Source organism: Herbaspirillum sp. LeCh32-8 (genome assembly GCF_017814915.1).
In the GTDB taxonomy this organism is placed as follows: domain Bacteria; phylum Pseudomonadota; class Gammaproteobacteria; order Burkholderiales; family Burkholderiaceae_D; genus Herbaspirillum.
Window position 1 is genome coordinate 486,021 of sequence record NZ_JAGIPZ010000001.1, and the last position, 20,301, is coordinate 506,321.

Sequence of the window (20,301 nt, forward strand, 5' to 3'; positions counted from 1 at the left end):
TGTTGCTTCAGTCCGCCTTCAGCAATTCGCCGCCGGCGCTGGAGACGCCGCTGGTGCCGCTCCTGGCGTAGATCGCCAGGGCCGGCGTGGTGGCGGTCCAGGTGAAGGTCTTGCTCTGGCCGTTGTCGAGATAACCGGTGTCAACCGTCATCTTGCCGGCCGCCTGGTCATACACCGAGAAGCGCAGCTTGGCGCCGCCGGTGGTGCGGGCGGTGATCTTGTAGGTGGCGCCCATGACCGGCTTGGCCCAGGTCACCGCGTTCATGCCGCGGTTGCTGTAGTTGACCACTTCCGAGACCGTGGTGGTGGCCGGGAACACCACGGCCTGGTCCCAGGAGCTGTACTTGCCCAGGGCGCTGCCGGATTGCTGGGTCCAGGTGCCGCGCATGGACAGCAGGTTGAGGTTTTGCGTCGGCGTGAAGGTCTTGCCGTTGCCGTCGATCCAGCCCGATGCGCCGGTGACACGTCGCAGGGCGGCGCGGATGACCTGCAGCTCGCTGGCCACGGTGTTGTTCCAGCCGTTGGGATGCAGGTTGTAGCCGGCGCCGATCTCGGCATAGATGACGAAGGGCGTGCCGGTGTTGGCGTCGACGATGTAGGCGCCGTAGCGCTTGAGGGTCTCGGCCACGCGGCGCAGCTCGGGGTCGGTCAGCTGGCTGGTGTTGAAGGACGGCGGCAGCATCACCAGCGCGCCTTCCGGGAATTTGCCGCTGTTGAGTTTGGCGGCGTTGGTGTCGGCCGAGGTGGCCGGGAACACGTAGGTCGGGTTGGCCGAGAGGCCGTTGAAGGTCAGCGACATCGCCAGCGCGTGCGCATAGTACTCCGGCTTTTCCGCCACCTCGTGGGTGCGGATCAGCCCGCCCGAGGCCGGCACGCCGGTGGCGCGCGCGCCTTGATAGTAATGGCCGGGATCGGGCCAGCCGCGACCGTTCAGCGGCGCCCATGAATACTGCGCGGCGGTCCATTGCGTGCCTTGCTGCTTGAGCTGCCAGAACGAATGGATGATGTTGTTGGCCGGGTCGACGATGTCGGCATGACCGTCCGAACCGGGCGCCGGCTTGGCGGCGGCAGGCCAGTGCGGGATGGTGACGTCGTGATAGTTCTCGTCGTCGGTATTGAACAGGCCCTTGCTGCCGGAGGCGCCGGTCACGGTGACCGCCGGGTCTTGCGGCGAGGCCAGGAACACGCCGGTGGAGTAGGCATTGGCGGTGATCGCCGGGAAGTAGCTCGAGGTCGGGATGACGTCCTCGCCGAAGGTCGGGTTGACCGGGCGGCTGTTCCACAGGGAGTCCGCCGCAAACGGTTTGCGATAGGTGCCCCAGTCGTCGGCCACGGCCGAGGTGCAAGCCCAGACGGTGCTCAGCATCACGACCGCCGGAAGTAACCGAAGTGCGCGTGGTTGAGGTTGCATCATTGCTCCTTTGTGATGAAAGTGGGATGAGGAGAAGAAGGCGACTTCTTGTTATGTTGGGCTGGCGCTGCGCTTGCGGATGCGGTCGGCCGATGTCGGCGACCACGATGCATTGACCGCGTGAAACGATCTGCGTTTCGAATTCTTTTGCGGTTGTGGAGATTCATGTGGAATTTTTTCGATGATGAGCTCTCCAAAAATAGATGCGATGCGGCATGAACCCGCAAGCCTCTTCGACAACCGCTGAGGCCGAGGTTCCGCCTGACATTGCGAGTATGCCGTCAAGGCGTCTGTTAATGAAAGATCGACCATGATCCTTGCACTGCAATATCTCCTGTTATTGGCTCTTCTGTTGCTGACCGTGCCCGTTGTGGTGCTGTTGGTGCAGGTGATGGTGGCGCGCTTCGGGCGCGCGCACCTGTCGCCGGGCAGCCAGCGCCGTCCCGGCATCGCGGTGCTGGTGCCGGCGCACAACGAGGCCGCCGGCATCGCCGAGGTGGTGCGCGGCATTCGCGACCAGCTGCTGCCGGGCGACCGCGTGCTGGTGGTGGCCGACAATTGTTCCGATACCACCGCAGTGCTGGCGCGATCGGCCGGGGCCGAGGTGAGTGAACGTTTTCACGACGCGCTGCGCGGCAAGGGCTACGCGCTGGACCACGGCATCCGCCAATTGTCGGCGCAGCCGCCCGAGGTGCTGATCATGGTCGACGCCGACTGCCTGCTGGGCAAGGGCGCGCTGGACCGCATCGCCCGCGTGTGCGCGCACAGCGGTCGTCCGGTGCAGGCGCTGTACCTGATGCACGCGCCGGAAAGCGCCGGCCCGATGCGCCGCATCGCCGAATTCGCCTGGGTGGTGAAGAACCTGGTGCGCCCGCTGGGCTTCCAGAAGCTGGGCCAGCCGTGCCAGCTCATGGGCACCGGCATGGCCTTCACCTGGGAGCAGATCCGCAGCGCCGAGCTGGCCAACGGCCACATCGTCGAAGACATGAAGCTGGGCGTGGACCTGGCCGGCAGCGGCCAGGCGCCATTGTTCTGCCCGGATGCGATGGTCTACAGCTTCTTCCCCAGCAGCGAGAGTGGCGCCCAGACCCAGCGCACGCGCTGGGAACATGGGCATTTGAGCGTAATCATGAGTTACGTGCCGCGCCTGCTGGCCGGTGCGGTCAAGACCGGCAACGGCGCGCTGGCCGCGCTGGCGCTGGATCTGTGCGTGCCGCCGCTGGCGCTGCTGGTGATGCTGGTGGTGGCGGGCTGGTGCGTGGCGCTGCTGGGTGCGCTGCTGTTCGCCTGGTCCTGGCCGCTGGCGCTGGCCAGCGTGCTGCTGCTGGCGATCGGCGCGTCGGTGATGCTGGCCTGGTCGGGCTTCGGCCGCCAGGTGCTGAGCCTGGGCGAGCTGTTGTCCGCTTTCGGTTACGTGGCGCGCAAGCTGCCGCTCTATTTCAAATTTTTGTTCAACCGCCAGGTGGAATGGGTGAGGTCAAAACGTGACTCTGAATAACGCTCAGGCGCTGGATCCTTCGCTGTTGGCCGCGTCGGCCGACAGCGCGCAATCCCTGCCGCAATCGCTGTCCAACTTCGACCGCGACGTCTACTGCATCCTCGGCCTGCCGTTCGACCGGGTCAGCCTGGAGCAGGCCGGGGGCATCATGCGCAACGCGGCTGCGGCCGGGCGTCGCTGCTTTCTTTCCACGCCCAACCTGAACTTCGCGGTGGCGTGCATGGACGACGCGGCCTTCCGCAATTCGGTGATCCAAAGCGACCTGTCGATCGCCGACGGCATGCCGCTGGTGTGGATCGCCAAGGCGCAGGGCCTGCCCATCCGCGAACGGGTGGCCGGCTCATCGCTGTTCCAGGCGCTGCGCGAACGCAAGGCCGGCGCCTCCGAACGCCAGATGCGCGTGTATTTCTTCGGCGGCCCGCCGGGCGTGGCCGAGGCCGCCGCCGAGCGCCTCAACGCCGAGCCCTCGGCCATGCGCAGCGTGGGCTTCGCTTCGCCGGGTTTCGGCACCATCGAGCAGATGAGCGATGCCGACACCATCAACCGCATCAACGACAGCGGCGCCGATTTCCTGGTGGTGGCGCTGGGCGCCAAGAAGGGCCAGGCCTGGATCCAGCACAACCTGAAGCAATTGAAGGCGCCGCTGGTGAGTCACTTGGGCGCGGTGGTCAATTTCGTCGCCGGCACCGTGTCGCGCGCGCCGGTATGGGCGCAAAAGACCGGCCTGGAATGGCTGTGGCGCATCAAGGAAGAACCCAAGCTGTGGCGTCGTTATTGGGACGACGGCGTGGCGCTGTTGAACCTGCTGGCCTGGCGCGTGCTGCCCTGCGCCTGGGAGTCGCGCCGCCGCCGGCCTGCCGCCACCGATTACGAGGAAGCCGGGATGCAGTGCCGCCGCGATCGCGGCGATTGCGAACTGTTGCTCTCCGGCGCCATCGGCGCCCCCAATATCGCCAAGCTGCGCCAAGTGTTGAAGCAGGCCGCCGCAGCCGACGAGCCGGTGGTGGTCGACTGCGCCAAGGTCAGCCACATCGACGGCGCGGCGCTGGCGTCGCTGATGCTGCTGTACGGCGACTGCGTGGCGCGTGGGCGGCCGTGGGCGGTGATCAACCCCGGCGCGCCGCTGCGTCGGCAGTTCGCGCTGCATTGCGCCGACTATCTGCTGCAGCCGCTGGCCTGAGCGCGGCGCCGATCATTCATTCACCATCAGCGTTGAGGTATGCATGAAAGCAATCATTTCACCGGCCGCAATGCCGCCCCGGGACGCGGTTTGCGCCGATTCGGGACTGGTTCTAAGCGGCCGCTTCGAGTACACTCGCGGTACGTTGTCGGCTTTCCCCGATCCCATTGAATTCGGCATTGCAGCGGCGCTGCATGCCCAACAACAAGACACCCATTGGAAGACGGCGCACGACGGCTGCCTGCAGCAGCCCGGCGCGCCGGAACAAGCCTGGAGGGCCTGAATATGAAGATCTATCCCGTCATCCTGTCCGGCGGCGCCGGAACCCGCCTGTGGCCGCTGTCGCGCGCCGCCTATCCCAAGCAGCTGCTGCCGCTGGTGAGCGAGCAGACCATGATGCAGGAGACCGTCACCCGCGTCTGCGCCTGGCCGGAAGCGCTGGCGCCGGTGCTGGTCTGCGGCAACGAGCACCGCTTCATGATTGCCGAGCAGATGCGCGAGATCGACGTGCGCCCGCACGCCATCATGCTTGAGCCGCAGGGCAAGAACACCGCGCCGGCCGTGGCCGCCGCCGCCTTCCAGCTGCTGCGCCAGGATCCCGAGGCGGTCATGCTGGTGTTGCCGGCCGACCACGTGATCAAGGATCGCGCCGCCTTCCATGAAGCGGTGCGCCGCGCCATGGTCTCGGTCGAGCAGGGCGCGCTGGTGACCTTCGGCATCCAGCCGTCCAAGCCGGAAACCGGTTACGGCTACATCCTGCGCGGCGAGGCGCATGGCGACACCGGCAACTTCGCCGTCGACAGCTTCGTCGAGAAGCCGGACGCCGTGCGCGCCCAGGCTTTCCTCGATGACGGCCGCTACTACTGGAACAGCGGCATGTTCCTGTTCCGCGCCCGCGATTTCCTGGACGAGCTGGAACAGCATCGTCCGCTGATCGCCGCCGCGGTCAAGGAGGCCGTGTCCAAGGCCTACGCCGACCTCGACTTCTGCCGCCTGGACGAGTCGGCCTTTGCCTCCTCGCCCTCGGAGTCGATCGACTACGCCGTGATGGAGAACACCAAGCGCGCCGTGGTGGTGCCGGCCGACATCGGCTGGAGCGACGTCGGCTCCTGGAGCGCATTGCAGGAAGTGATGCCGGCCGACGCCAACGGCAACGTGGTGCGCGGCGATGTGCACCTGGACGGCGTCTCGAACACGCTGGTGCGCGCTGAAAGCCGCATGGTGGCGGTGCTGGGCGTCGACGATCTGGTGATCGTCGAGACCGACGACGCGGTGCTGGTGGCGCACAAGGACAAGGCCCAGGATGTGAAGGGCGTGGTCGACACGCTCAAGAACAGCAAGCGCAGCGAGCATATTCACCACAAGCGCGTGTTCCGCCCCTGGGGCAGCTATGAGAGCGTGGACGAGGGCGAGCGCTTCCAGGTCAAGCGCATCATCGTCAAACCGGGCGAGAAGCTGTCGCTGCAGATGCATTACCACCGCGCCGAACATTGGGTGGTGGTGAGCGGCTCGGCGCTGGTCACGCGCGGCGAAGAGGTCACGCTGCTGAGCGAGAACGAGTCCATCTACCTGCCCATCGGCGTCACCCACCGCCTGGAGAACCCGGGCAAGCTGCCGCTGCACCTGATCGAGGTGCAGTCGGGCAGCTACCTGGGCGAGGACGACATCGTGCGTTTTGAAGACGTCTACAAGCGCGCCTGAGCAGGGTGCCTGGAAGTAAAAAAGGAGAGCCGAGGCTCTCCTTTTTTTATGGCTGAATCATCGCTGCAGCCGGTTGCCGCAGCGGGACGCCGCCGGTTCAGTTGTTGATGGCCGCTACCGGGATATCCATCACGACCGGTCCTTCCGCGCGGGCCTTGCGGTGGTTCGCAGCAAACAGGGCCTCGACCACTTCCCAGGGCTTTTCGTCGAACTTGCGGGCGAACAGGACCTCGCCGCCCGGCAGCGGGCAATTGTGGTTGGCCGAGTTCATCACCACCGGCTGGGCGAAGTGTTCAAGGTGGAGTTCCTTGAGCGTGTCCGGGCTCATCTGGTTGGGGCGCCAGTTGGTGTAGGTAATGCTGGGAGCGAGCGTGCCGGCGAAATGGGAATTGCCGAGGATGGTCTGGAAGAAGAATTCGTCCGAGCAATCCACGTGGTGCGAAAAGCGCACGAAGCGCGGGTGCTCGGCGACATAGTCCAGGATGTAATGGCAGGCCTTGCCGGTAATGGCCCACCACTGCGAGCCGGCCATCGGCTGCAGCTCACCCAACGCAGCCTGGTAGTCGCGCAGCGGCGCGTACTTGTTGATCAGGTCTTGCAGGTTCCACTTCAGGCGCAGCATCGGTTTGGCGCGGCGCAGCCAGTAGTGCTGCAAGCGCCCCAGCGTCTTGCCGTACTGCTCGTTGGGCATGGCGAAGGCTTCCATGAAATTGGCGTCCGGCTGGCGCGCGAAGAAGTCTTCGATATAGCCGGTCGGCTGCACCGGCAGCGTTGCCCCGGACAACAGCACCACACGGTTGAAGCCGGAGTCGTGGCGCATCGCCATGGCCATCATGTCCAGCGTGGCCTGCACCAGCGAGAAATCGGCCCAGGCGCCGTTGATGCGGTGCTCGCAGAAGTACACGCGCGGCATGTCCTTCAATGCGCTGAAGATGGAGATGTCGGCCTTGCTGTCGATGTGCACGAAAAAGCTGGCGTGCTCGCTGGAGAGCTCGCCGACCAACCGCGCCAGCAGCTTCGGATTGTTGTGCGCAAGGATCAGGTAGGCAATCTTCATCGTCACGTCCTTTACTCCTTGACCAGGGTGGTCAGCGGGCTTTCGCGCGTCCACTGGTTCATGTAGGTGGAATTCTTGCCGTAGCTGTTGTCGATCACGATGTTCTTCTTGTCCATCAGGCAGGACAGGATGTGGCCGTGCAGGCGGTCGGTGACGATGGTCTCGTGGTCGGCGAACAGGCGCACCGCCTTGCGCACGAAGCGGCGCGACACCGGCACCCAGAACCACAGCGCCAGCCGGGTCAGGGCGCGATCCCAGCCGTAGCGGTCGAAGCGCCATTCGAGCTTGGCGAAGAGCGTCATAAGCTTACGCTCGTCGCCGATCACTTCGACCCAGTCGGTGGTGGTGCGGATCGGCAGGTCGCGCAGGCTGTCCGGCGTCTTCGGTTTTTCCGGGTCGACGCGCTGGATGCGCACATTGCCCTGGGCGGCGCCGCCGGCGTACTGGATCGGGTACAGGTGATGCGCCATGTCGGGCACCAGGTAGACCTTGTCGGTGAATTCATGCGCCATCTTTTCCGAGACCGTATCGCGCACGAACAGGTGCAGGTCGGGATGGCGGCGGATCACCTGCGCCGAGCTGGCGCGCGCCTCAGGGGAAGAGAAAAACAGCGTCTGCGGCATCAGGATAATGCGGTTGTTGGGGAAGGCCGAGATCAGCTTTTCGCGCAGTGCATGGATGTTGCCGTAGATGTCGCCGAAGTTGCCGCCGCCGTGGAACACCAGGATGTCGTTGGCGCGCACCCACTTGTGGTCGAAGTAATAGGTGTTGGACACGGTGGCCGGCGTCAGGCCGTGGTCCTTGAAGAAGCGCACTGTGCCAAGCATGATCAGCAGGTCGCCGATGTTGTCGTGCACCGGGATGTCGATGTAATGAAAACGCTGGCCCTTGAGCATCGCGGCAATCGCTTCATGGTGCAGCTTGAGGTCCTGCATGATCTCCTGGTGTTTCTGCATGGTGGTCTTTTCTTGTGTGAGGTCCTGGCGCGGCAGGCCGCCGGCGATGGTGTTCATACGGGTTCTCCTTTGCTTACGCGCCGGGCTTGCAGGCGCGCCTTGATCATGGACCAGCCTTTTTGCAGCTCGTCCCGCGAAGGGAACAGGCGCGGCACCGGCTCCTTCAGGACGTAGGGATAGATCGCCAGCGTGATGGCCATGCGCAGCGACGCGCCCAGCAACATCAGCAGGCCCAGGTAGACCGAGATGTTTTCCTTGGGCAGGAAGGGCAGCAGCGCCACCACCGGCAGCACCGAGATCAGCTGGCGCACCAGCACCAGGCCCGGGCGGCCGGCGGCGTTGAAGCGCTGCGCCAGGGTCCAGCCGGCGCCGGAGACCACGCACTCGAACATCAGCACGCAGAAGGTCGGCGTGACGGACGCGAACTTGGGGCCGTAGACCAGCTGAATCAGCCAGGGCGAGAGCAGGGCGCCGATGCCGGCCAGCGCCATCATGGGCAGGAAGGTCAGGCGGAAGGCGATGTTGATGCTGTGGGTCAGCTCTTTCTCATCCTTGCCGGCGTAGCGCGAATAGAGCGCCGTGTTCATCGCGTCGAACAGCACGCCGATCAGGCGCGAGGTGGTGAAGGCCAGCGAGTAGTAGCCGAACTCGACGATGGTGCCGACCTTGAGCAGGTAGACCTTGTCGAAGTTGGTCAGCGCCAGGCCGATCAGCACCGTGCCGTGCTGGTTAAAGGCGTATTTGAGCAGGTGACCGGTGGAGGCGTCGCGCGGCGGCTGCGCATCCGGCGCAAGCGTCACCGGCTGGAACACGTTCTTGCCGGCCCAGTGCAGGCACAGCGCGATCAGCGTCAGCGCGCAGACCAGCTGGCCGATCAGCACGTAGACGAATTCGACCGGACGAAACGCCAGGAACAGCAACACCAGCGCCGCCAGGTTGAGGAACACGCCGACGATGCGGGTCACATTGAGGAAGCTCAGGCTGGGCTGCATCTGAGTCAGGTTGACCAGGTAGTTCTGCAGCGCCGTCACCAGCGCGAAGCCGGTGATCAGCGCCATGTGTCCGCGCAGTTGCGGGTCATGGTTGAACAGCAGGCCGCCCAGCGCCAGCACCGCCGCCAGCAGGCCGATGAACAGCGCCGACAGGAACACGAAGCGCTTCTGGTGAAAACGTTGCCCGGCGCCGCGGTGATAGATGTAACTGAAGGCCAGCCCGCAGGCGGCCACCGAACTGGAGAGCGTGACGATCAGCACCGCGCCCGACAACAGGCCGCGGCCTTCCGGCCCCAGCATGCGCGCTGTGAGCACGGAGATGAAGAAGCCAATGGCGGTGACCCCCACCGTGGTAAGCAGGGTCTTGCCCGAGGATTTGACGATTTCTTTGAATGACATTCGGCTTTTGGCGTAGTAATGACTTCAACGGGTGGAATACCTGCGCCCGGGCTTGTCGCCGGCTGCGCCTGCTGAGCTTGCGCCGGGCTGCCTGCACGCGATGCCTGTTGCCTGTATTCCTCGTTTGCTTTGTTGCGAATGCGGCCGCCTGATATTGCTTTATCTGAAAGCGGATGAAGCGCACTGGAAGTGCAGCTCCCCCGAGGGGGAATGCGCCTTGCGGGTCGTGGACACCCTCGGGCCAGCGCCGTGAATGTTTCAAATTGTTGCGGCGCACATCGGTTATTGACGAGATAAAACCGCAAGCTTTGAGATGCTGTTACCGAAAATAATTCCCGGTTCGCAGAACTTTTTGTGTCCCGCAGAGCTCCCTGTATCTATAAAAATGAAAGCGGGCCACACCGGCCTGTCGATGTCCGATAGGAAACATTCGCCATGAGCAGAGACACCGACTGGGAAGCAGATTTGTTGCGATACAACATGCGCCGTCCCTTCCTCAAGGAACAGTCGATCTGGGCCATCTGGGTCTATCGCTGGGGCCGTCGTATCGAGGCCCGTCCCCCGGGATTGACCAGGAAGGTGCACAACGCGCTGTACTGGATCGCGTTTCGCTTCGTCGAGACCGCGTTCGGCATCAGCCTGCCGCGTACCGCGAAGATCGGCCCCGGGCTACGCATCTGGCACTTCGGCAATATCTTCTTGCACGGCGAGGTGGTGATCGGCGCCGGCTGCACGCTGCGCCAGGGCGTGACCATTGGCAACCGCCGTGAAGGCGGGTCGGTGCCGGTCATCGGCGACAACGTCGAGTTCGGCGCCTATGCCCAGGTGTTCGGCGCAGTGCATATCGGCGACGGCGGCAAGGTCGGCGCGATGTCGGTGGTGCTGGACGACGTGCCGCCGGGCGCTACTGCGGTGGGCGCGCCGGCGCGCATCGTGACCAAGGATGTGGGCAAGGAAGCGCTTGCCCTGAAGAATTGACCCCAACAAGTCCTGACAAGGAATCCACAATGACGAGTTCCACCATCCTGGTTACCGGCGGCGCCGGTTACATCGGTTCCCACACCTGCGTCGAGCTCATCCATGCCGGCTATGACGTGGTCGTGCTGGACAACCTCTGCAACAGCCGCGCCAGCGTGATCGACCGGGTGGAACAGATCGCCGGGCGCAAGCCGCATTTCGTGCAGGGCGACATCCGCGATCCGGAGGTGCTGGACCGCATCTTCAATGAATACAAGATCCACGCCGTGATCCATTTCGCCGGCCTGAAGGCGGTGGGCGAATCGGTGGCGCAGCCGCTGCGCTACTACGACAACAACGTCAACGGCAGCAATGTGCTGTTCGAGGCGATGGGGCGCCACGGCGTGAAGAACATCGTGTTCAGCTCCTCGGCCACGGTCTACGGCGATCCGGCCAGCGTGCCGATCACGGAAGAGTTTCCGCTCTCGGCCACCAACCCCTATGGCCGCAGCAAGCTGATGGTGGAGCAGATCCTGGGCGACCTGCACAAGTCCGATCCGAGCTGGCGCATCGCGCTGCTGCGCTACTTCAACCCGGTCGGCGCGCACGAGAGCGGCCTGATTGGCGAAGACCCCAGCGGTATCCCCAACAACCTGCTGCCCTTCATCGCGCAGGTGGCCGACGGCCGCCGCGCCGCGCTGTCGGTCTACGGCAGCGACTACCCGACCACCGACGGCACCGGCGTGCGCGACTACATCCACGTGGTCGACCTGGCGCTGGGCCACCTGAAGACCTTGCGCAAGCTGGAAGACGGCCCCGGCGTCTACGTCTACAACCTCGGCACCGGCCGCGGCAACAGCGTGCTGGAAATGCTGGCCGCCTTCGAAAAAGCCTGCGGCAAGACGCTGCCTTACCAGCTGGCCGAGCGCCGTCCCGGCGACATCGCGATGTGCTACGCCGCCACCCAGCGCGCGCAGAGTGAACTGGGCTGGCGCGCGCAGCGCGGAGTGGAGGCGATGTGCGCCGACACTTGGCGCTGGCAGGCGCTGGCCAAACAACTGTCGGAGAACGAGGCCGCCTGAGGCGCGCCTCGGTCTTCCTCCATTTCATCTCAGGCTGACACTCAGGAGTTTCATTTATGGCGACCATCGACGTCCTGCTTCCGGTAAAGAACGGCGTGGATTTTCTGGCGGAATCGCTGGACAGCGTGCTTGCGCAAACCTACCGGGACTGGCGCCTCATCGTGCTCGACCACGGCTCCACCGACGGCAGCCGCGAGATGGCCGAGCGCTACCACGAGAAGGATCCGCGCGTGGAGCTGCATAGCTTCCCGGAGGCGGACGGTTTGTCCGGCCTGCTCAACAAGGGCCTGGAGATCAGCGACTGCCGCTACGTGATGCGACATGACGCCGACGACATCTGCTACCCGCGTCGCATGGAGATTTCGCTGGCGGCCTTCGAGAGCCATCCCGAATGCATGGCCATCGGCGGCCAGGCCGACGTGATCGACGCCCAGGGTGCGCCCATCGGCGACATGAAGATGCCCATCGGCGGCAAGCGCGTGGGCGCGGCCAGCCTGTTTCGCAACCCGATCGCGCACCCGACCGCGATGCTCGACTTCACCGAAGTGCAGAAGGCGGGCATCCGTTACGGCGTGGACTTCCTGAAGCTGTTCCCGGAAGAACGCCGCATGACCGTGAAGAACCTTGCCGAGGACTATTACCTGTTCGGCCAGCTCGGCATCCAGGGCAAGTGCAACAACGTACCGGAGAAGCTGATCAAGTACCGCTGGCACGGCAACAACGTCAGCGCCAAGCGCTTCGACGAGCAGATGACCGTGTCGCTGCAGGTGTCGCGCTACCTGGCGCATGCCTTCTCGCTGATGCATGACGTCAAGTACTTCGACCCGGCGCCGTTCTGCAACCACGGCGGCCTGCTGTTCGATATCGACGGCCGCAGCGACTTCTCGGCCGAGTTCGAACGCATGGCCGCCAGCGTGCGCGAAGGCTTCGACTATTCGCCGGAGGTCGAGCGCGAGCTGACCTTCCGCAAGCTGGCCACCACCCGCAATGAAGTCTCGCTGCTGTGGCGCTATTTCTTCTTCCAAAGCGGCAATGTGCCGGAAACCGGCGAGTGGAACGCGGTGCGCTCCTGGCTGATTCGCCGCTTCCCGGGCAAGCGGCGCATGAGCGCGCCGGCGGAGGTGCCGGCGTAAGTGATGGCGGGCGTGTGGATGCAGCGTTGCGCTGCTGAGCTGCGGCCCGATATCTTCAGCCCGATTTTCAGCCCAATTGTGCGCCCGCGGAGCAGGGCCCCGCGCAGCCAAGCCCGGCCGTGGGAACCGCCCGCGCGTATGCGCAGTCTGTCGCGTATCGCCTTTCTTGGGCCGGCGTCCTGCCGAGCTGCGCCAAGCCGCTCCCGATCACACCGATTCACCCATCCACCGGACTGCAGAGGTACCGCGCCATGACCGACTCCTCATCAACGCCCGCGTCCAAACAGGCGCACCTTCCCTGGCTGGACGGCCTGCGCGGCCTAGCCGCGTTCTGGGTGCTGGCCTCGCACGTGCAGATCCTCTCGGGCCTGCGCGACTTGCCGGTGCTGTCGTGGGGCGGCATTGCGGTGGACCTGTTCATGCTGCTGTCGGGCTTCCTGATGGCGCACAATTACTTCCTGCGACGCCAGGCCGAGCCCTGGGGCGAGTCGCGTACCTTCGTTCTGTTCTGGCTGCGCCGTTTCTTCCGTATCGCGCCGCTGTACTACCTGCTGCTGATCGTCGCGGTGGGCATCGGCGGCATGCTGGCCGACGGCCGCTCGGCGATCGCCGCCATCTGGCCGAACACCGCCACGCCGCTGCGCCGCTATCTGGATGACAGCGCCATCAACTTCCTGGCGCACTTCAGCTTCGCCTTCGGCGTCCTGCCGGATTACGCTTTTCGCACGGCCTTGCCGGACTGGTCGATCGGACTGGAGATGCAGTTCTATCTGGTGTTCCCGTTTGTGATGCTGGCCGTGCTGCGGCTGGGCGCCTACGCCGGCACCTTCGGCGCGCTGGCGCTGTGCGTGGCGACGTGGTTCCTGTTTCCCGGTTACTTCGCCAGTTTCGAGATGCCGGCGTTCATCGGCATGAAGTTGTGCGTCTTCATGGCAGGCATGTGGATCGCCATCGGCCGCCAGAACGGCGCGATGACGCGCGCGCTGGCGGCGGCGCTGGCGATGATGGTGATCTGGGCGCTGGTCGGTCGTCATCTCCACGCCGGCGAGCCTCGCATCCAGATCCTGTGCAGGCTGTGCATCGTGGTCGGCATGTTCTATCTGATGAACGACGGCAGCCTGCCGGGCAGTGCGCTGCTGGCGCGGCCTGTCGCATGGTTGCGCGGCAAGTTGTCGGGCCGGGTGGCGCGCTTTTTGGGCGATACCTCCTATTGCACCTACCTGCTGCATCTGCTTATCCTGCTGCCGGTGGCCGGTACGCTGGCCGGGCGTGCGGACTACGTGGCGCTGCCGTCGCCGCTGCGCTTCCTGCTGTGCCTGGCGTTGGTGCTGCCGCCGGTCTATCTGATTTCGTGGGGACTGTTCCGGACGGTGGAGACCTATGGCATCCATCTGGGCCGCAAGGTGGTGAAGGCGGTGGGCGGCACGCGCCCACGCGCCGCCGTGACTCGCGTCAATGCCGACGCCGGTTGATGGGCAGTACGGCTGCCGCGAAAGAAAAAAGCCCGGCAGCGCCGGGCTTTTTTATTGGCGAGGCCACGGCGCACGCGTAATCGCGATTGCTGCTATCGTCGCTTCCTGTTTTCTCTCGATGGAACTGCAATGAAGATCAGCGTCCTTGATCAGGCCCCGGTGTCCGAAGGCGTCAGCAGCGCGCAGGCGCTGCGCAATGTGTTGGAGCTGGCGCAGCTGGCCGACCGGCTCGGCTTTTACCGTTACTGGGTGGCAGAGCACCACGGTAGCACGTCGCTGGCCTGCGCCAGCCCGGAGGTGCTGATCGGCCCGATCGCCGCCGCCACGCAACGCCTGCGGGTGGGCAGCGGCGGCGTGATGCTGCCGCACTACAGCGCACTGAAGGTGGCGGAATCCTTCGGCATGCTGTCGGGCCTGTACCCGGGGCGCATCGATCTGGGACTGGGCCGCGCGCCGGGCAGCGATTCGCTGACCGCCTCGGCGCTGCAACGCGACCGTCGCCAGCGTCCACCCGACGATTTCTTCGAGCAGTTGAACGAGCTCCTGGCTTATCAGTGGGATCGCGTGCCGGCCGAACATCCTTATGCGCGGCTGGCCGATCTGCCGGGCCGTCCGGAGTCGCCGCAGACCTGGTTGCTGGGATCCTCGCCGCAAAGCGGGATCTGGGCCGCCGAGCTGGGCCTGCCTTACATGTTTGCCGACTTCATCCAGGCTGCCGGCGAGCCTGTGTGCGCGGCTTATCATCGCGACTTCGTCGCTTCGGATGCGCTGGCGGCACCGCATAGCGGTGTGGCCGTGCAGGTGATCTGCGCCGATACCGACGAGGAGGCCAGGCTGCTGGCCAGCAGCTACGCCATGCGCCTGATCCACATGCACACCGGTCGGCGGCTGGACAAGATCCCGTCGGTGGACACCGCGCTGCGCTTTTTCGAGCAGCATCAACTGCCCATCGACAGCCTGCCGCCAGGGCGCCGCGCCATCGTCGGCAGCCCGCACCGCGTGCGCGAAGAGATCGAAGCGGTGGCCGCGGCCTACGGCGCCTCGGAGGTGATGGCGGTCAGCATCATCTATGACCATCAGGCGCGCATGCGCTCCTATGAATTGCTGGCGCAGGCGTTCGAGCTGCAAGTCGCCGCCTGAGGCGCTGGCGCGCGGTACATGTGTTTACTGCGGCATCCACCGCGCGCGGCATGAAAAAGCGCAGCCGGATCAAGGACTTGGAAAGATCATCCCGGGGTTTTCCACAAGCTTGCCCCCATTTTCTGGGGATAAGTCCGCACGGGGAGGCGAGGGTGGGAAAGCGCGTGCAGCGAGCGCAGTATTCAGAGGGTTTTCACCCGGCGGGCGACGCAAAAAGCAGCTGCTGCACGCATCTGCGCCGTCCGTGGAAAACGTTTTCGGATCAATGACTTGAGGCGTTTTTCCTCAGCTTTTCCACAGGCCTGTCCCCGGTTTGTGTGAACAAGTCGGCGGCCTGTGGAATGTCGCTGAGCTTACTTGCCGCCGGCGGCGGTTTGCCACAGTCGGGCGATTTGTTCGGCGCTGGCGCGCAGCAGCTCGGGCGCGTCGGCAATCGCATCTTGCAGGCTGCCGGGGCCGAACACGATGGAGAAGCAACCGGAGAAGCTGCCCTGCAGCTCGGCCAGCGATTTGCGGTCGATGCCGCCGGAGAGCAGGGTGGTTGGCACGCCGGCGCGACGTGCGCGCTGGCTGGCGATGAAGGGCGCTTTGCCGTGCAGGGTCTGGGCGTCGCTGCGGCCTTCGCCGGTGATCAGCCAGTCGGCGCCGGCCAGGGCGTCGTCCAAGCCGATGTGGTCGGCCACGGTTTCCGCGCCCGAGCGGAATTGCGCGCCCAGCATCAGCAGCGCATACCCCAGGCCGCCGGCCGCGCCTGCGCCGGGCGAACCGGCGGCCGAGCGGCCCATTTCCTTTTCCAGCACCTGCGCGAAGTGCGCCAGCGCGCGATCCAATGGCGCGACCTGTTCCGGCGTCACGCCTTTTTGCGGGCCGAATACGGCGGTGGCGCCGATCTCGCCGCACAGCGGATTGTCGACGTCGGACATGGCGACGATCTTCGCTTCTCTGATGCGGGCGTCAACGCCCGAAGCATCCACCTTGGCGACCTTGTGCAGCAGGGCCGGCTGCGGCGCCACCGCGTCGCCTGCGGCGTCGAAGAACTTCACGCCCAACGCGGCCAACAGGCCGGCGCCGCCGTCGTTGGTGCTGCTGCCGCCGAGGCCGACCAGGAAGTGGCGCGCGCCGCGGTCCAGCAGTTTTTGCATGGCGTCGCCCAGGCCCAGGGTGCTACGCTGCTCCACCGGGATGGCGGTGCCGGCGGGGTCGGTCAGGCCGACGATGGCGGCAGACTCGATCACCGCGCTGCCATCCTTGAGGATGCCCACCGGTGCATCGGCGAACTGGCCGGCGGCATTGCGGCAGGAGATCGTCAGGCGTTCGCCGCCGGCATGCATCAGTGCGTCCAGCGTGCCTTCACCTCCGTCGGCGATCGGGCGCAGGCGCACCTGCGCGCCGGGAATGGCGGCCTGGATGCCGGCGCCGATGGCGCTGGCGACTTCTTCGGCCGTGAGCGAGCCCTTGAAGGAGTCAGGGGCGATGACGACGACGGGCGGGCGGGGCGATGTGCTGGTGTTGGTCATGGGCGTAGATCGTTGGCGGCGGCGCGCTGCGCGGGCCGGATTGCGGGAGTCTCTCTGTTTGTTATCGTGGGCGCGCGTGCGCCAGGGTCGGGCCATTATATAAGCAGAGCCTTATCCGATTATGGCCCTGCAGGTATAAACAGTAGAGACGGCGGCGACCAATCCTTGGTTTGCCGCGCGGCAAGGCGCAGGCGGGCTGCAAGCGTCGCGTAACAAAAGGTAAGGGCGGTGGCTGCCGCGTCCCGGCTGCGCGATAGTCCTCAGATTGGCGCCAGTGCGCGCCGGAGGAGCATTGCCATGAAGCCTTTCCTGATCCGTATCGTCATTCCGGTTGCCGCAGCGCTGCTGCTGGGCGGCTGCGTGGCGGTGCCCTATGACCCGTATTACGGCGCGCAGGCTTACCCGACGTATCCCGCCTATCCGACGTATCCTGCCTACTATCCTTACTATTCCTATCCGTCCACTTCGGTGTATTTCGGTTATGGCGGCGGTTGGGGCGGGCACGGCCGCTGGCGCCATTAAGGGCGGCTGCCTGACGCGGCAAAAATAGGGGGAACCGCCCGCCTGAAAGACGGCCAAAAAACGGTAAAATATTGCGTTCAAAAAATTGGCCGCGTCAGGGACGGACAAGGGGCCGGGCAAGTAAAGCAGGGACGATGCGCTCGTGGGCATCGGGCCCGCCGGCGGGCGATGTCCCGGCCTGTTCTTGCAGTTTCTCCCCGCTTGAAGAACGTTCCCGCACGCCGCCAGGCGCCAGCCAACCATCAGGAATCCGCCGCCGCAAGGTATGAGTTTTTTCAGTTCGTTCACCCGTACAGACACCGTTTCCCGCACGCGGCGCCGCACCGTGCTGGGACTGGTGCTGTCGGTGCTGATCCACGGCGTGCTGTTCATGGTCCTGCGCGCCAAGCTGAACGAGCCGCCGCGACTGGATAGTTCCGGCAAACCGGACGCGCCCTTGCAGGTGACTTTCGTCACCCCGCCGACGCCGGCGCCCAAGCCCGATGTGCCCAAGGCCCAGCCGGAGCCGCCCAAAAAGGCCCCGGCGCCGCCGAAGAAGCAGGCCGTCAAGCCTGCGGCCAAGCGCAATTCCCCGCCTGCGAGCCGTACCGAAACCGCCCGCGCCACGCCGGCGCCGATCACGCCGGACGGCAACACCCCGCCGGTGGCGCAAGCCGCCCCCGAGATGGACTTCAGCTCCATGATCAACCGCAACCGCGAACGTCGCCAGGCGGAGGAGCAATCCGCCGCTGCCGAGAACGCAGCCGCGCGCGCGGCGGAAAATCCCTCCGCCAATGACATCGCCAAGGCCAACATCGCCTTCCAGGAGCGCCGTGGTCGCGGCACTAACGGCGTGTTTGAGATCGTCAGCAAGGGGCCGCGCGTGGCGCAGTACACCTTCCGCGGCTGGACCAGCGACCAGCGCCGTAGCCAGAGGCAGTTGATAGACGTCGATGCCGGCCCGGGCGGCAACGTCGAGCTGGCCGTCGTGAACAGCATGATCGCGCTGATCCGCAAATACTATTCGGGCGACTTCAACTGGGATTCGCAGCGCCTGGGGCGGGTAGTGGTGTTGTCGGCGCGCCCGTCCGACACGCGCGGCCTGCAAAGCTTCCTGATGGACGAATTCTTCCGCAGCGGCGGCTGATTCGCCTTTGCCCCTCTTTTTCTTGCCGTCATGGCATTGCCTGTCGCGCCGCCCGCCGAAAAACCAACGTTTCGTTGGCGGGCTGCCAAGATTGCAGGCGCTTTCTGGCCCTCCCGGGAATTTCCTTAGGGAAAAACAAAATATTTCGTGCTAGGATTTCTCCAGGTTTCCGTGGGGAAAAGAGAGGGCAGTATGAATAACGAACTCACAGGCGAAGAATTGCGCTGGATGTACAGTGTGTTCAAGGGCGAATTCCGCATCATCCCGGGCGGCATCGTCAAGAGCGTGGTCTCGAAGGGGCTGGGGATTCCCAATCTGGGCGGCGCCTTCAACCTGACGCGCGCCGGCAAGGAAGTCTTCCGCCGCACGCCGCAGGGATATGTCGAGGAGCCCGAGGACGAGGAGATGCACATCGTGCGCGCCGGGGATCAGCGACGCGGCCGCCGGCGTGCGAAGTAAGTGCAGGGCTGGGTTGTCAGGCTCATTCAATAAAATATTTAAATGGTTCTGAGAAACAGTTGAACAAAAAACATATGGGCTGCTATAATAGCTAGCTTCAGTCGGGGCGTAGCGCAGCCTGGTAGCGTACTTGCATGGGGTGCAAGGGGTCGAGTGTTCGAATCACTCCGTCCCGACCAAGAAATCAAAGGGTTACAAGCTTTTGCTTGTAACCCTTTTCTGTTTTTCGGCTCTATATTTGCTGCGGTTTGCCGGCGGGCCGGCGTTACACAAACACACAATTCCATGTCCGCAAGGCCGTTGCGCCGCGCGTTATCTGATCACCACGGAACACAACGTGGATGCCGGAGCGATCCGGAACCCGCCAAACGCCAAACGCCAAACAAGATCGGAGCGCAAACATGAAATCCCTTTTATTGATTCCCGCCGTCGCCGGCGCCCTTGCTCTGGGCGGCTGCGTGGTGCAGCCGGTTCGTCCCGCCTATGTCGCGCCGCCGGGCGTGGTATACGTCGCCCCGACTTACGTGTCGCCCGGACCGGGCTATGTCTGGGAATACCATTCGCACTACGGCTGGGGCTGGCATCACCCGCAATACGGCTGGCATCGCGGCTGGCGCTGATGCACTTGGCGCATCCAGACGTCAGAGCGCCCACGGCAACGTCGGCGCTTTTTTCATGGGCGTTCCGGAGCGGCGAGCTGGCTTATTGCAGGAAGTTGATGATCACCGACATGGTCGCATCCGGCTGTTCCTCCATCAGCCAGTGCCCGGAATCGGGAATCACGGCGCCTTGGACATTGGTCGCGACAGCACGGGCCACGGTTTCCATGGTCGTGCCGAACGACTTTTCACCGCCCACGGCCAGCACCGGCATCGGCAGCGGTCCTTGCGCAATGTAGGCCTTGTTGTCGACGGCATCCTGATCAAACGCATGGAATTGTTCGAACCCCGAGTGCATTGCGCCGGGCAAGGCGTAGAACTTCGCGTAGTGCCTGCGCGATGCTTCATCGAAGCGCTTCGGGTCAGCCGAAAATTCATTCCAGAAGCGGTCGAGATAAATCCGTTCCCGTCCTTTTACCAGGCGTTCCATGTCGGGGCCGCCGAAGCGGAAATGCCAGAGCAACGGGCTCTTCAGGATCTCGTCCCAAGGGCCTGCGCCGGGTATCGGGGCGTCCATCAGCACCAGCCTGGTGACGCGTTCAGGCTGCTGCGCGGCAAAGGCGTACGCCACCATGTTGCCGATGTCGTGCGCGACGACGTCGACCTTGCCGATCTTGAGCGCGTCCAGCACGCCTGCGATATCGAGCGCCTGGTTTTTCTTGTCGAATCCGGCTGCCGGATGGTCTGACAGCCCCATGCCGCGCAGGTCGGGAACGATGACGGTGTGGTTGGTCGCCAGTTTGGCCGCCAGCGGAGCCCACATGTCCCCGGTTTCGCCGAAGCCGTGCAGCAGGATGACGGTGGGCCCCTGGCCGGCGCTACGCACGTTCAGACGCGTACCGTTGACCGCCAGTGTCCGGCTCTTGAAGCCGGCGGGGAAGGTGAAGTCCTTTGCCGCAGCGTGGGACGTCAGGGGAAGCAGAGAAGCAACCGAGAGCAGTAGTGCAAAGATCTTTCGCATGTGAACCTCCATAAGTTGGCCAACCGTGCTCGGCTGGCTTGCGGATACGGCCATCAACAATGTCCCCTGCGGCGTGCTG

19 protein-coding genes and 1 tRNA gene are annotated in these 20,301 nt (G+C 64.7%); 14 read left to right on the plus strand and 6 right to left on the minus strand.

Annotation, left to right across the window (positions count from 1 at the left end; all coding sequences use genetic code 11):
• Positions 1–7: 7 nt before the first annotated feature.
• Positions 8–1,366: an Atrophin-1 multi-domain protein gene (locus tag J8I26_RS02295; protein WP_209603656.1), complete on the minus strand. Its 1,359-nt coding sequence runs from the start codon at positions 1,364–1,366 to the stop codon at positions 8–10.
• A 355-nt stretch (positions 1,367–1,721) separates the two neighbouring features.
• On the opposite strand from J8I26_RS02295, the gene J8I26_RS02300 reads away from it, so the two are divergent.
• Genes J8I26_RS02300 through J8I26_RS02315 form a run of 4 tightly spaced genes read left to right on the plus strand, consistent with a single transcriptional unit; the run spans position 1,722 to position 5,790 of the window.
• On the plus strand, positions 1,722–2,909 hold the full coding sequence (locus J8I26_RS02300; protein ID WP_209603658.1) for a glycosyltransferase family 2 protein: 1,188 nt from the start codon (positions 1,722–1,724) through the stop codon (positions 2,907–2,909).
• Positions 2,896–4,089 (plus strand): WecB/TagA/CpsF family glycosyltransferase, encoded by a 1,194-nt coding sequence (locus tag J8I26_RS02305; protein ID WP_348635266.1) that lies wholly within the window; start codon positions 2,896–2,898, stop codon positions 4,087–4,089. Before J8I26_RS02300 ends, J8I26_RS02305 begins: the two co-directional genes overlap by 14 nt.
• Positions 4,090–4,132: 43 nt before the next feature.
• The gene (locus J8I26_RS02310; protein ID WP_209603660.1) at positions 4,133–4,372 is read left to right on the plus strand and encodes a hypothetical protein; all 240 of its coding nucleotides are present in this window, start codon (positions 4,133–4,135) and stop codon (positions 4,370–4,372) included.
• Positions 4,373–4,374: 2 nt separating this feature from the next.
• Complete coding sequence (locus tag J8I26_RS02315) at positions 4,375–5,790, plus strand: mannose-1-phosphate guanylyltransferase/mannose-6-phosphate isomerase (protein ID WP_209603662.1); 1,416 nt, start codon at positions 4,375–4,377, stop codon at positions 5,788–5,790.
• Between the two features lie 97 nt (positions 5,791–5,887).
• Here J8I26_RS02315 and J8I26_RS02320 read toward each other — a convergent pair whose 3' ends face one another.
• Genes J8I26_RS02320 through J8I26_RS02330 form a run of 3 tightly spaced genes read right to left on the minus strand, consistent with a single transcriptional unit; the run spans position 5,888 to position 9,194 of the window.
• Complete coding sequence (locus J8I26_RS02320; protein WP_245200090.1) at positions 5,888–6,847, minus strand: beta-1,6-N-acetylglucosaminyltransferase; 960 nt, start codon at positions 6,845–6,847, stop codon at positions 5,888–5,890.
• An 11-nt stretch (positions 6,848–6,858) separates the two neighbouring features.
• On the minus strand, positions 6,859–7,860 hold the full coding sequence (locus J8I26_RS02325; protein WP_209603666.1) for a polysaccharide pyruvyl transferase family protein: 1,002 nt from the start codon (positions 7,858–7,860) through the stop codon (positions 6,859–6,861).
• Positions 7,857–9,194: an oligosaccharide flippase family protein gene (locus tag J8I26_RS02330; RefSeq protein WP_209603668.1), complete on the minus strand. Its 1,338-nt coding sequence runs from the start codon at positions 9,192–9,194 to the stop codon at positions 7,857–7,859. The genes J8I26_RS02325 and J8I26_RS02330 overlap by 4 nt, the downstream gene beginning before the upstream one ends.
• Before the next feature lie 435 nt (positions 9,195–9,629).
• Here J8I26_RS02330 and J8I26_RS02335 point away from each other — a divergent pair, with 435 nt between their 5' ends.
• From J8I26_RS02335 to J8I26_RS02355, 5 genes are all read left to right on the plus strand, one after another.
• Positions 9,630–10,172, plus strand: coding sequence for a serine acetyltransferase (locus tag J8I26_RS02335; protein WP_209603669.1), 543 nt, complete (start codon positions 9,630–9,632; stop codon positions 10,170–10,172).
• A 29-nt stretch (positions 10,173–10,201) separates the two neighbouring features.
• The gene (gene galE / locus J8I26_RS02340; RefSeq protein ID WP_209603670.1) at positions 10,202–11,233 is read left to right on the plus strand and encodes a UDP-glucose 4-epimerase GalE; all 1,032 of its coding nucleotides are present in this window, start codon (positions 10,202–10,204) and stop codon (positions 11,231–11,233) included.
• Between the two features lie 56 nt (positions 11,234–11,289).
• Complete coding sequence (locus tag J8I26_RS02345; protein WP_209603671.1) at positions 11,290–12,366, plus strand: glycosyltransferase family 2 protein; 1,077 nt, start codon at positions 11,290–11,292, stop codon at positions 12,364–12,366.
• Between the two features lie 251 nt (positions 12,367–12,617).
• The gene (locus tag J8I26_RS02350) at positions 12,618–13,838 is read left to right on the plus strand and encodes an acyltransferase (RefSeq protein ID WP_209603672.1); all 1,221 of its coding nucleotides are present in this window, start codon (positions 12,618–12,620) and stop codon (positions 13,836–13,838) included.
• 129 nt (positions 13,839–13,967) lie between these two features.
• Positions 13,968–14,978, plus strand: coding sequence for an LLM class flavin-dependent oxidoreductase (locus tag J8I26_RS02355; RefSeq protein ID WP_209603673.1), 1,011 nt, complete (start codon positions 13,968–13,970; stop codon positions 14,976–14,978).
• A 353-nt stretch (positions 14,979–15,331) separates the two neighbouring features.
• Here J8I26_RS02355 and J8I26_RS02360 read toward each other — a convergent pair whose 3' ends face one another.
• Positions 15,332–16,495 carry a glycerate kinase gene (locus J8I26_RS02360; RefSeq protein ID WP_209603674.1) on the minus strand — a complete coding sequence of 388 codons (1,164 nt, stop codon included), beginning with the start codon at positions 16,493–16,495 and terminating at the stop codon, positions 15,332–15,334.
• Positions 16,496–16,792: 297 nt separating this feature from the next.
• Here J8I26_RS02360 and J8I26_RS02365 point away from each other — a divergent pair, with 297 nt between their 5' ends.
• From J8I26_RS02365 to J8I26_RS02385, 5 genes are all read left to right on the plus strand, one after another.
• A complete protein-coding gene (locus J8I26_RS02365) occupies positions 16,793–17,017 on the plus strand; it encodes a hypothetical protein (protein ID WP_209603676.1) in 225 nt (74 codons plus the stop codon).
• A gap of 265 nt (positions 17,018–17,282) precedes the next feature.
• Positions 17,283–18,143: a hypothetical protein gene (locus J8I26_RS02370; protein ID WP_209603678.1), complete on the plus strand. Its 861-nt coding sequence runs from the start codon at positions 17,283–17,285 to the stop codon at positions 18,141–18,143.
• A 192-nt stretch (positions 18,144–18,335) separates the two neighbouring features.
• Positions 18,336–18,602 (plus strand): hypothetical protein, encoded by a 267-nt coding sequence (locus tag J8I26_RS02375; RefSeq protein WP_209603680.1) that lies wholly within the window; start codon positions 18,336–18,338, stop codon positions 18,600–18,602.
• A gap of 102 nt (positions 18,603–18,704) precedes the next feature.
• Positions 18,705–18,781 (plus strand) — tRNA-Pro (locus J8I26_RS02380).
• A gap of 222 nt (positions 18,782–19,003) precedes the next feature.
• Complete coding sequence (locus tag J8I26_RS02385; protein WP_209603683.1) at positions 19,004–19,222, plus strand: hypothetical protein; 219 nt, start codon at positions 19,004–19,006, stop codon at positions 19,220–19,222.
• Between the two features lie 82 nt (positions 19,223–19,304).
• Here J8I26_RS02385 and J8I26_RS02390 read toward each other — a convergent pair whose 3' ends face one another.
• Positions 19,305–20,222, minus strand: a complete 918-nt coding sequence (locus J8I26_RS02390; protein WP_209603685.1) for an alpha/beta hydrolase — start codon at positions 20,220–20,222, stop codon at positions 19,305–19,307.
• Positions 20,223–20,301: the final 79 nt, after the last annotated feature.

What these genes read in the sequence shown, in the direction of transcription:
- J8I26_RS02295 (WP_209603656.1), bottom strand. Translation starts at nt 1,366, where the DNA reads ATGCTGAGCACCGTCTGGGCTTGCACCTCGGCCGTGGCCGACGACTGG.
- J8I26_RS02300 (WP_209603658.1), top strand. Translation starts at nt 1,722, where the DNA reads ATGATCCTTGCACTGCAATATCTCCTGTTATTGGCTCTTCTGTTGCTG.
- J8I26_RS02310 (WP_209603660.1), top strand. Translation starts at nt 4,133, where the DNA reads ATGAAAGCAATCATTTCACCGGCCGCAATGCCGCCCCGGGACGCGGTT.
- J8I26_RS02315 (WP_209603662.1), top strand. Translation starts at nt 4,375, where the DNA reads ATGAAGATCTATCCCGTCATCCTGTCCGGCGGCGCCGGAACCCGCCTG.
- J8I26_RS02320 (WP_245200090.1), bottom strand. Translation starts at nt 6,847, where the DNA reads ATGAAGATTGCCTACCTGATCCTTGCGCACAACAATCCGAAGCTGCTG.
- J8I26_RS02325 (WP_209603666.1), bottom strand. Translation starts at nt 7,860, where the DNA reads ATGAACACCATCGCCGGCGGCCTGCCGCGCCAGGACCTCACACAAGAA.
- J8I26_RS02330 (WP_209603668.1), bottom strand. Translation starts at nt 9,194, where the DNA reads ATGTCATTCAAAGAAATCGTCAAATCCTCGGGCAAGACCCTGCTTACC.
- J8I26_RS02335 (WP_209603669.1), top strand. Translation starts at nt 9,630, where the DNA reads ATGAGCAGAGACACCGACTGGGAAGCAGATTTGTTGCGATACAACATG.
- galE (WP_209603670.1), top strand. Translation starts at nt 10,202, where the DNA reads ATGACGAGTTCCACCATCCTGGTTACCGGCGGCGCCGGTTACATCGGT.
- J8I26_RS02345 (WP_209603671.1), top strand. Translation starts at nt 11,290, where the DNA reads ATGGCGACCATCGACGTCCTGCTTCCGGTAAAGAACGGCGTGGATTTT.
- J8I26_RS02350 (WP_209603672.1), top strand. Translation starts at nt 12,618, where the DNA reads ATGACCGACTCCTCATCAACGCCCGCGTCCAAACAGGCGCACCTTCCC.
- J8I26_RS02355 (WP_209603673.1), top strand. Translation starts at nt 13,968, where the DNA reads ATGAAGATCAGCGTCCTTGATCAGGCCCCGGTGTCCGAAGGCGTCAGC.
- J8I26_RS02360 (WP_209603674.1), bottom strand. Translation starts at nt 16,495, where the DNA reads ATGACCAACACCAGCACATCGCCCCGCCCGCCCGTCGTCGTCATCGCC.
- J8I26_RS02365 (WP_209603676.1), top strand. Translation starts at nt 16,793, where the DNA reads ATGAAGCCTTTCCTGATCCGTATCGTCATTCCGGTTGCCGCAGCGCTG.
- J8I26_RS02370 (WP_209603678.1), top strand. Translation starts at nt 17,283, where the DNA reads ATGAGTTTTTTCAGTTCGTTCACCCGTACAGACACCGTTTCCCGCACG.
- J8I26_RS02375 (WP_209603680.1), top strand. Translation starts at nt 18,336, where the DNA reads ATGAATAACGAACTCACAGGCGAAGAATTGCGCTGGATGTACAGTGTG.
- J8I26_RS02385 (WP_209603683.1), top strand. Translation starts at nt 19,004, where the DNA reads ATGAAATCCCTTTTATTGATTCCCGCCGTCGCCGGCGCCCTTGCTCTG.
- J8I26_RS02390 (WP_209603685.1), bottom strand. Translation starts at nt 20,222, where the DNA reads ATGCGAAAGATCTTTGCACTACTGCTCTCGGTTGCTTCTCTGCTTCCC.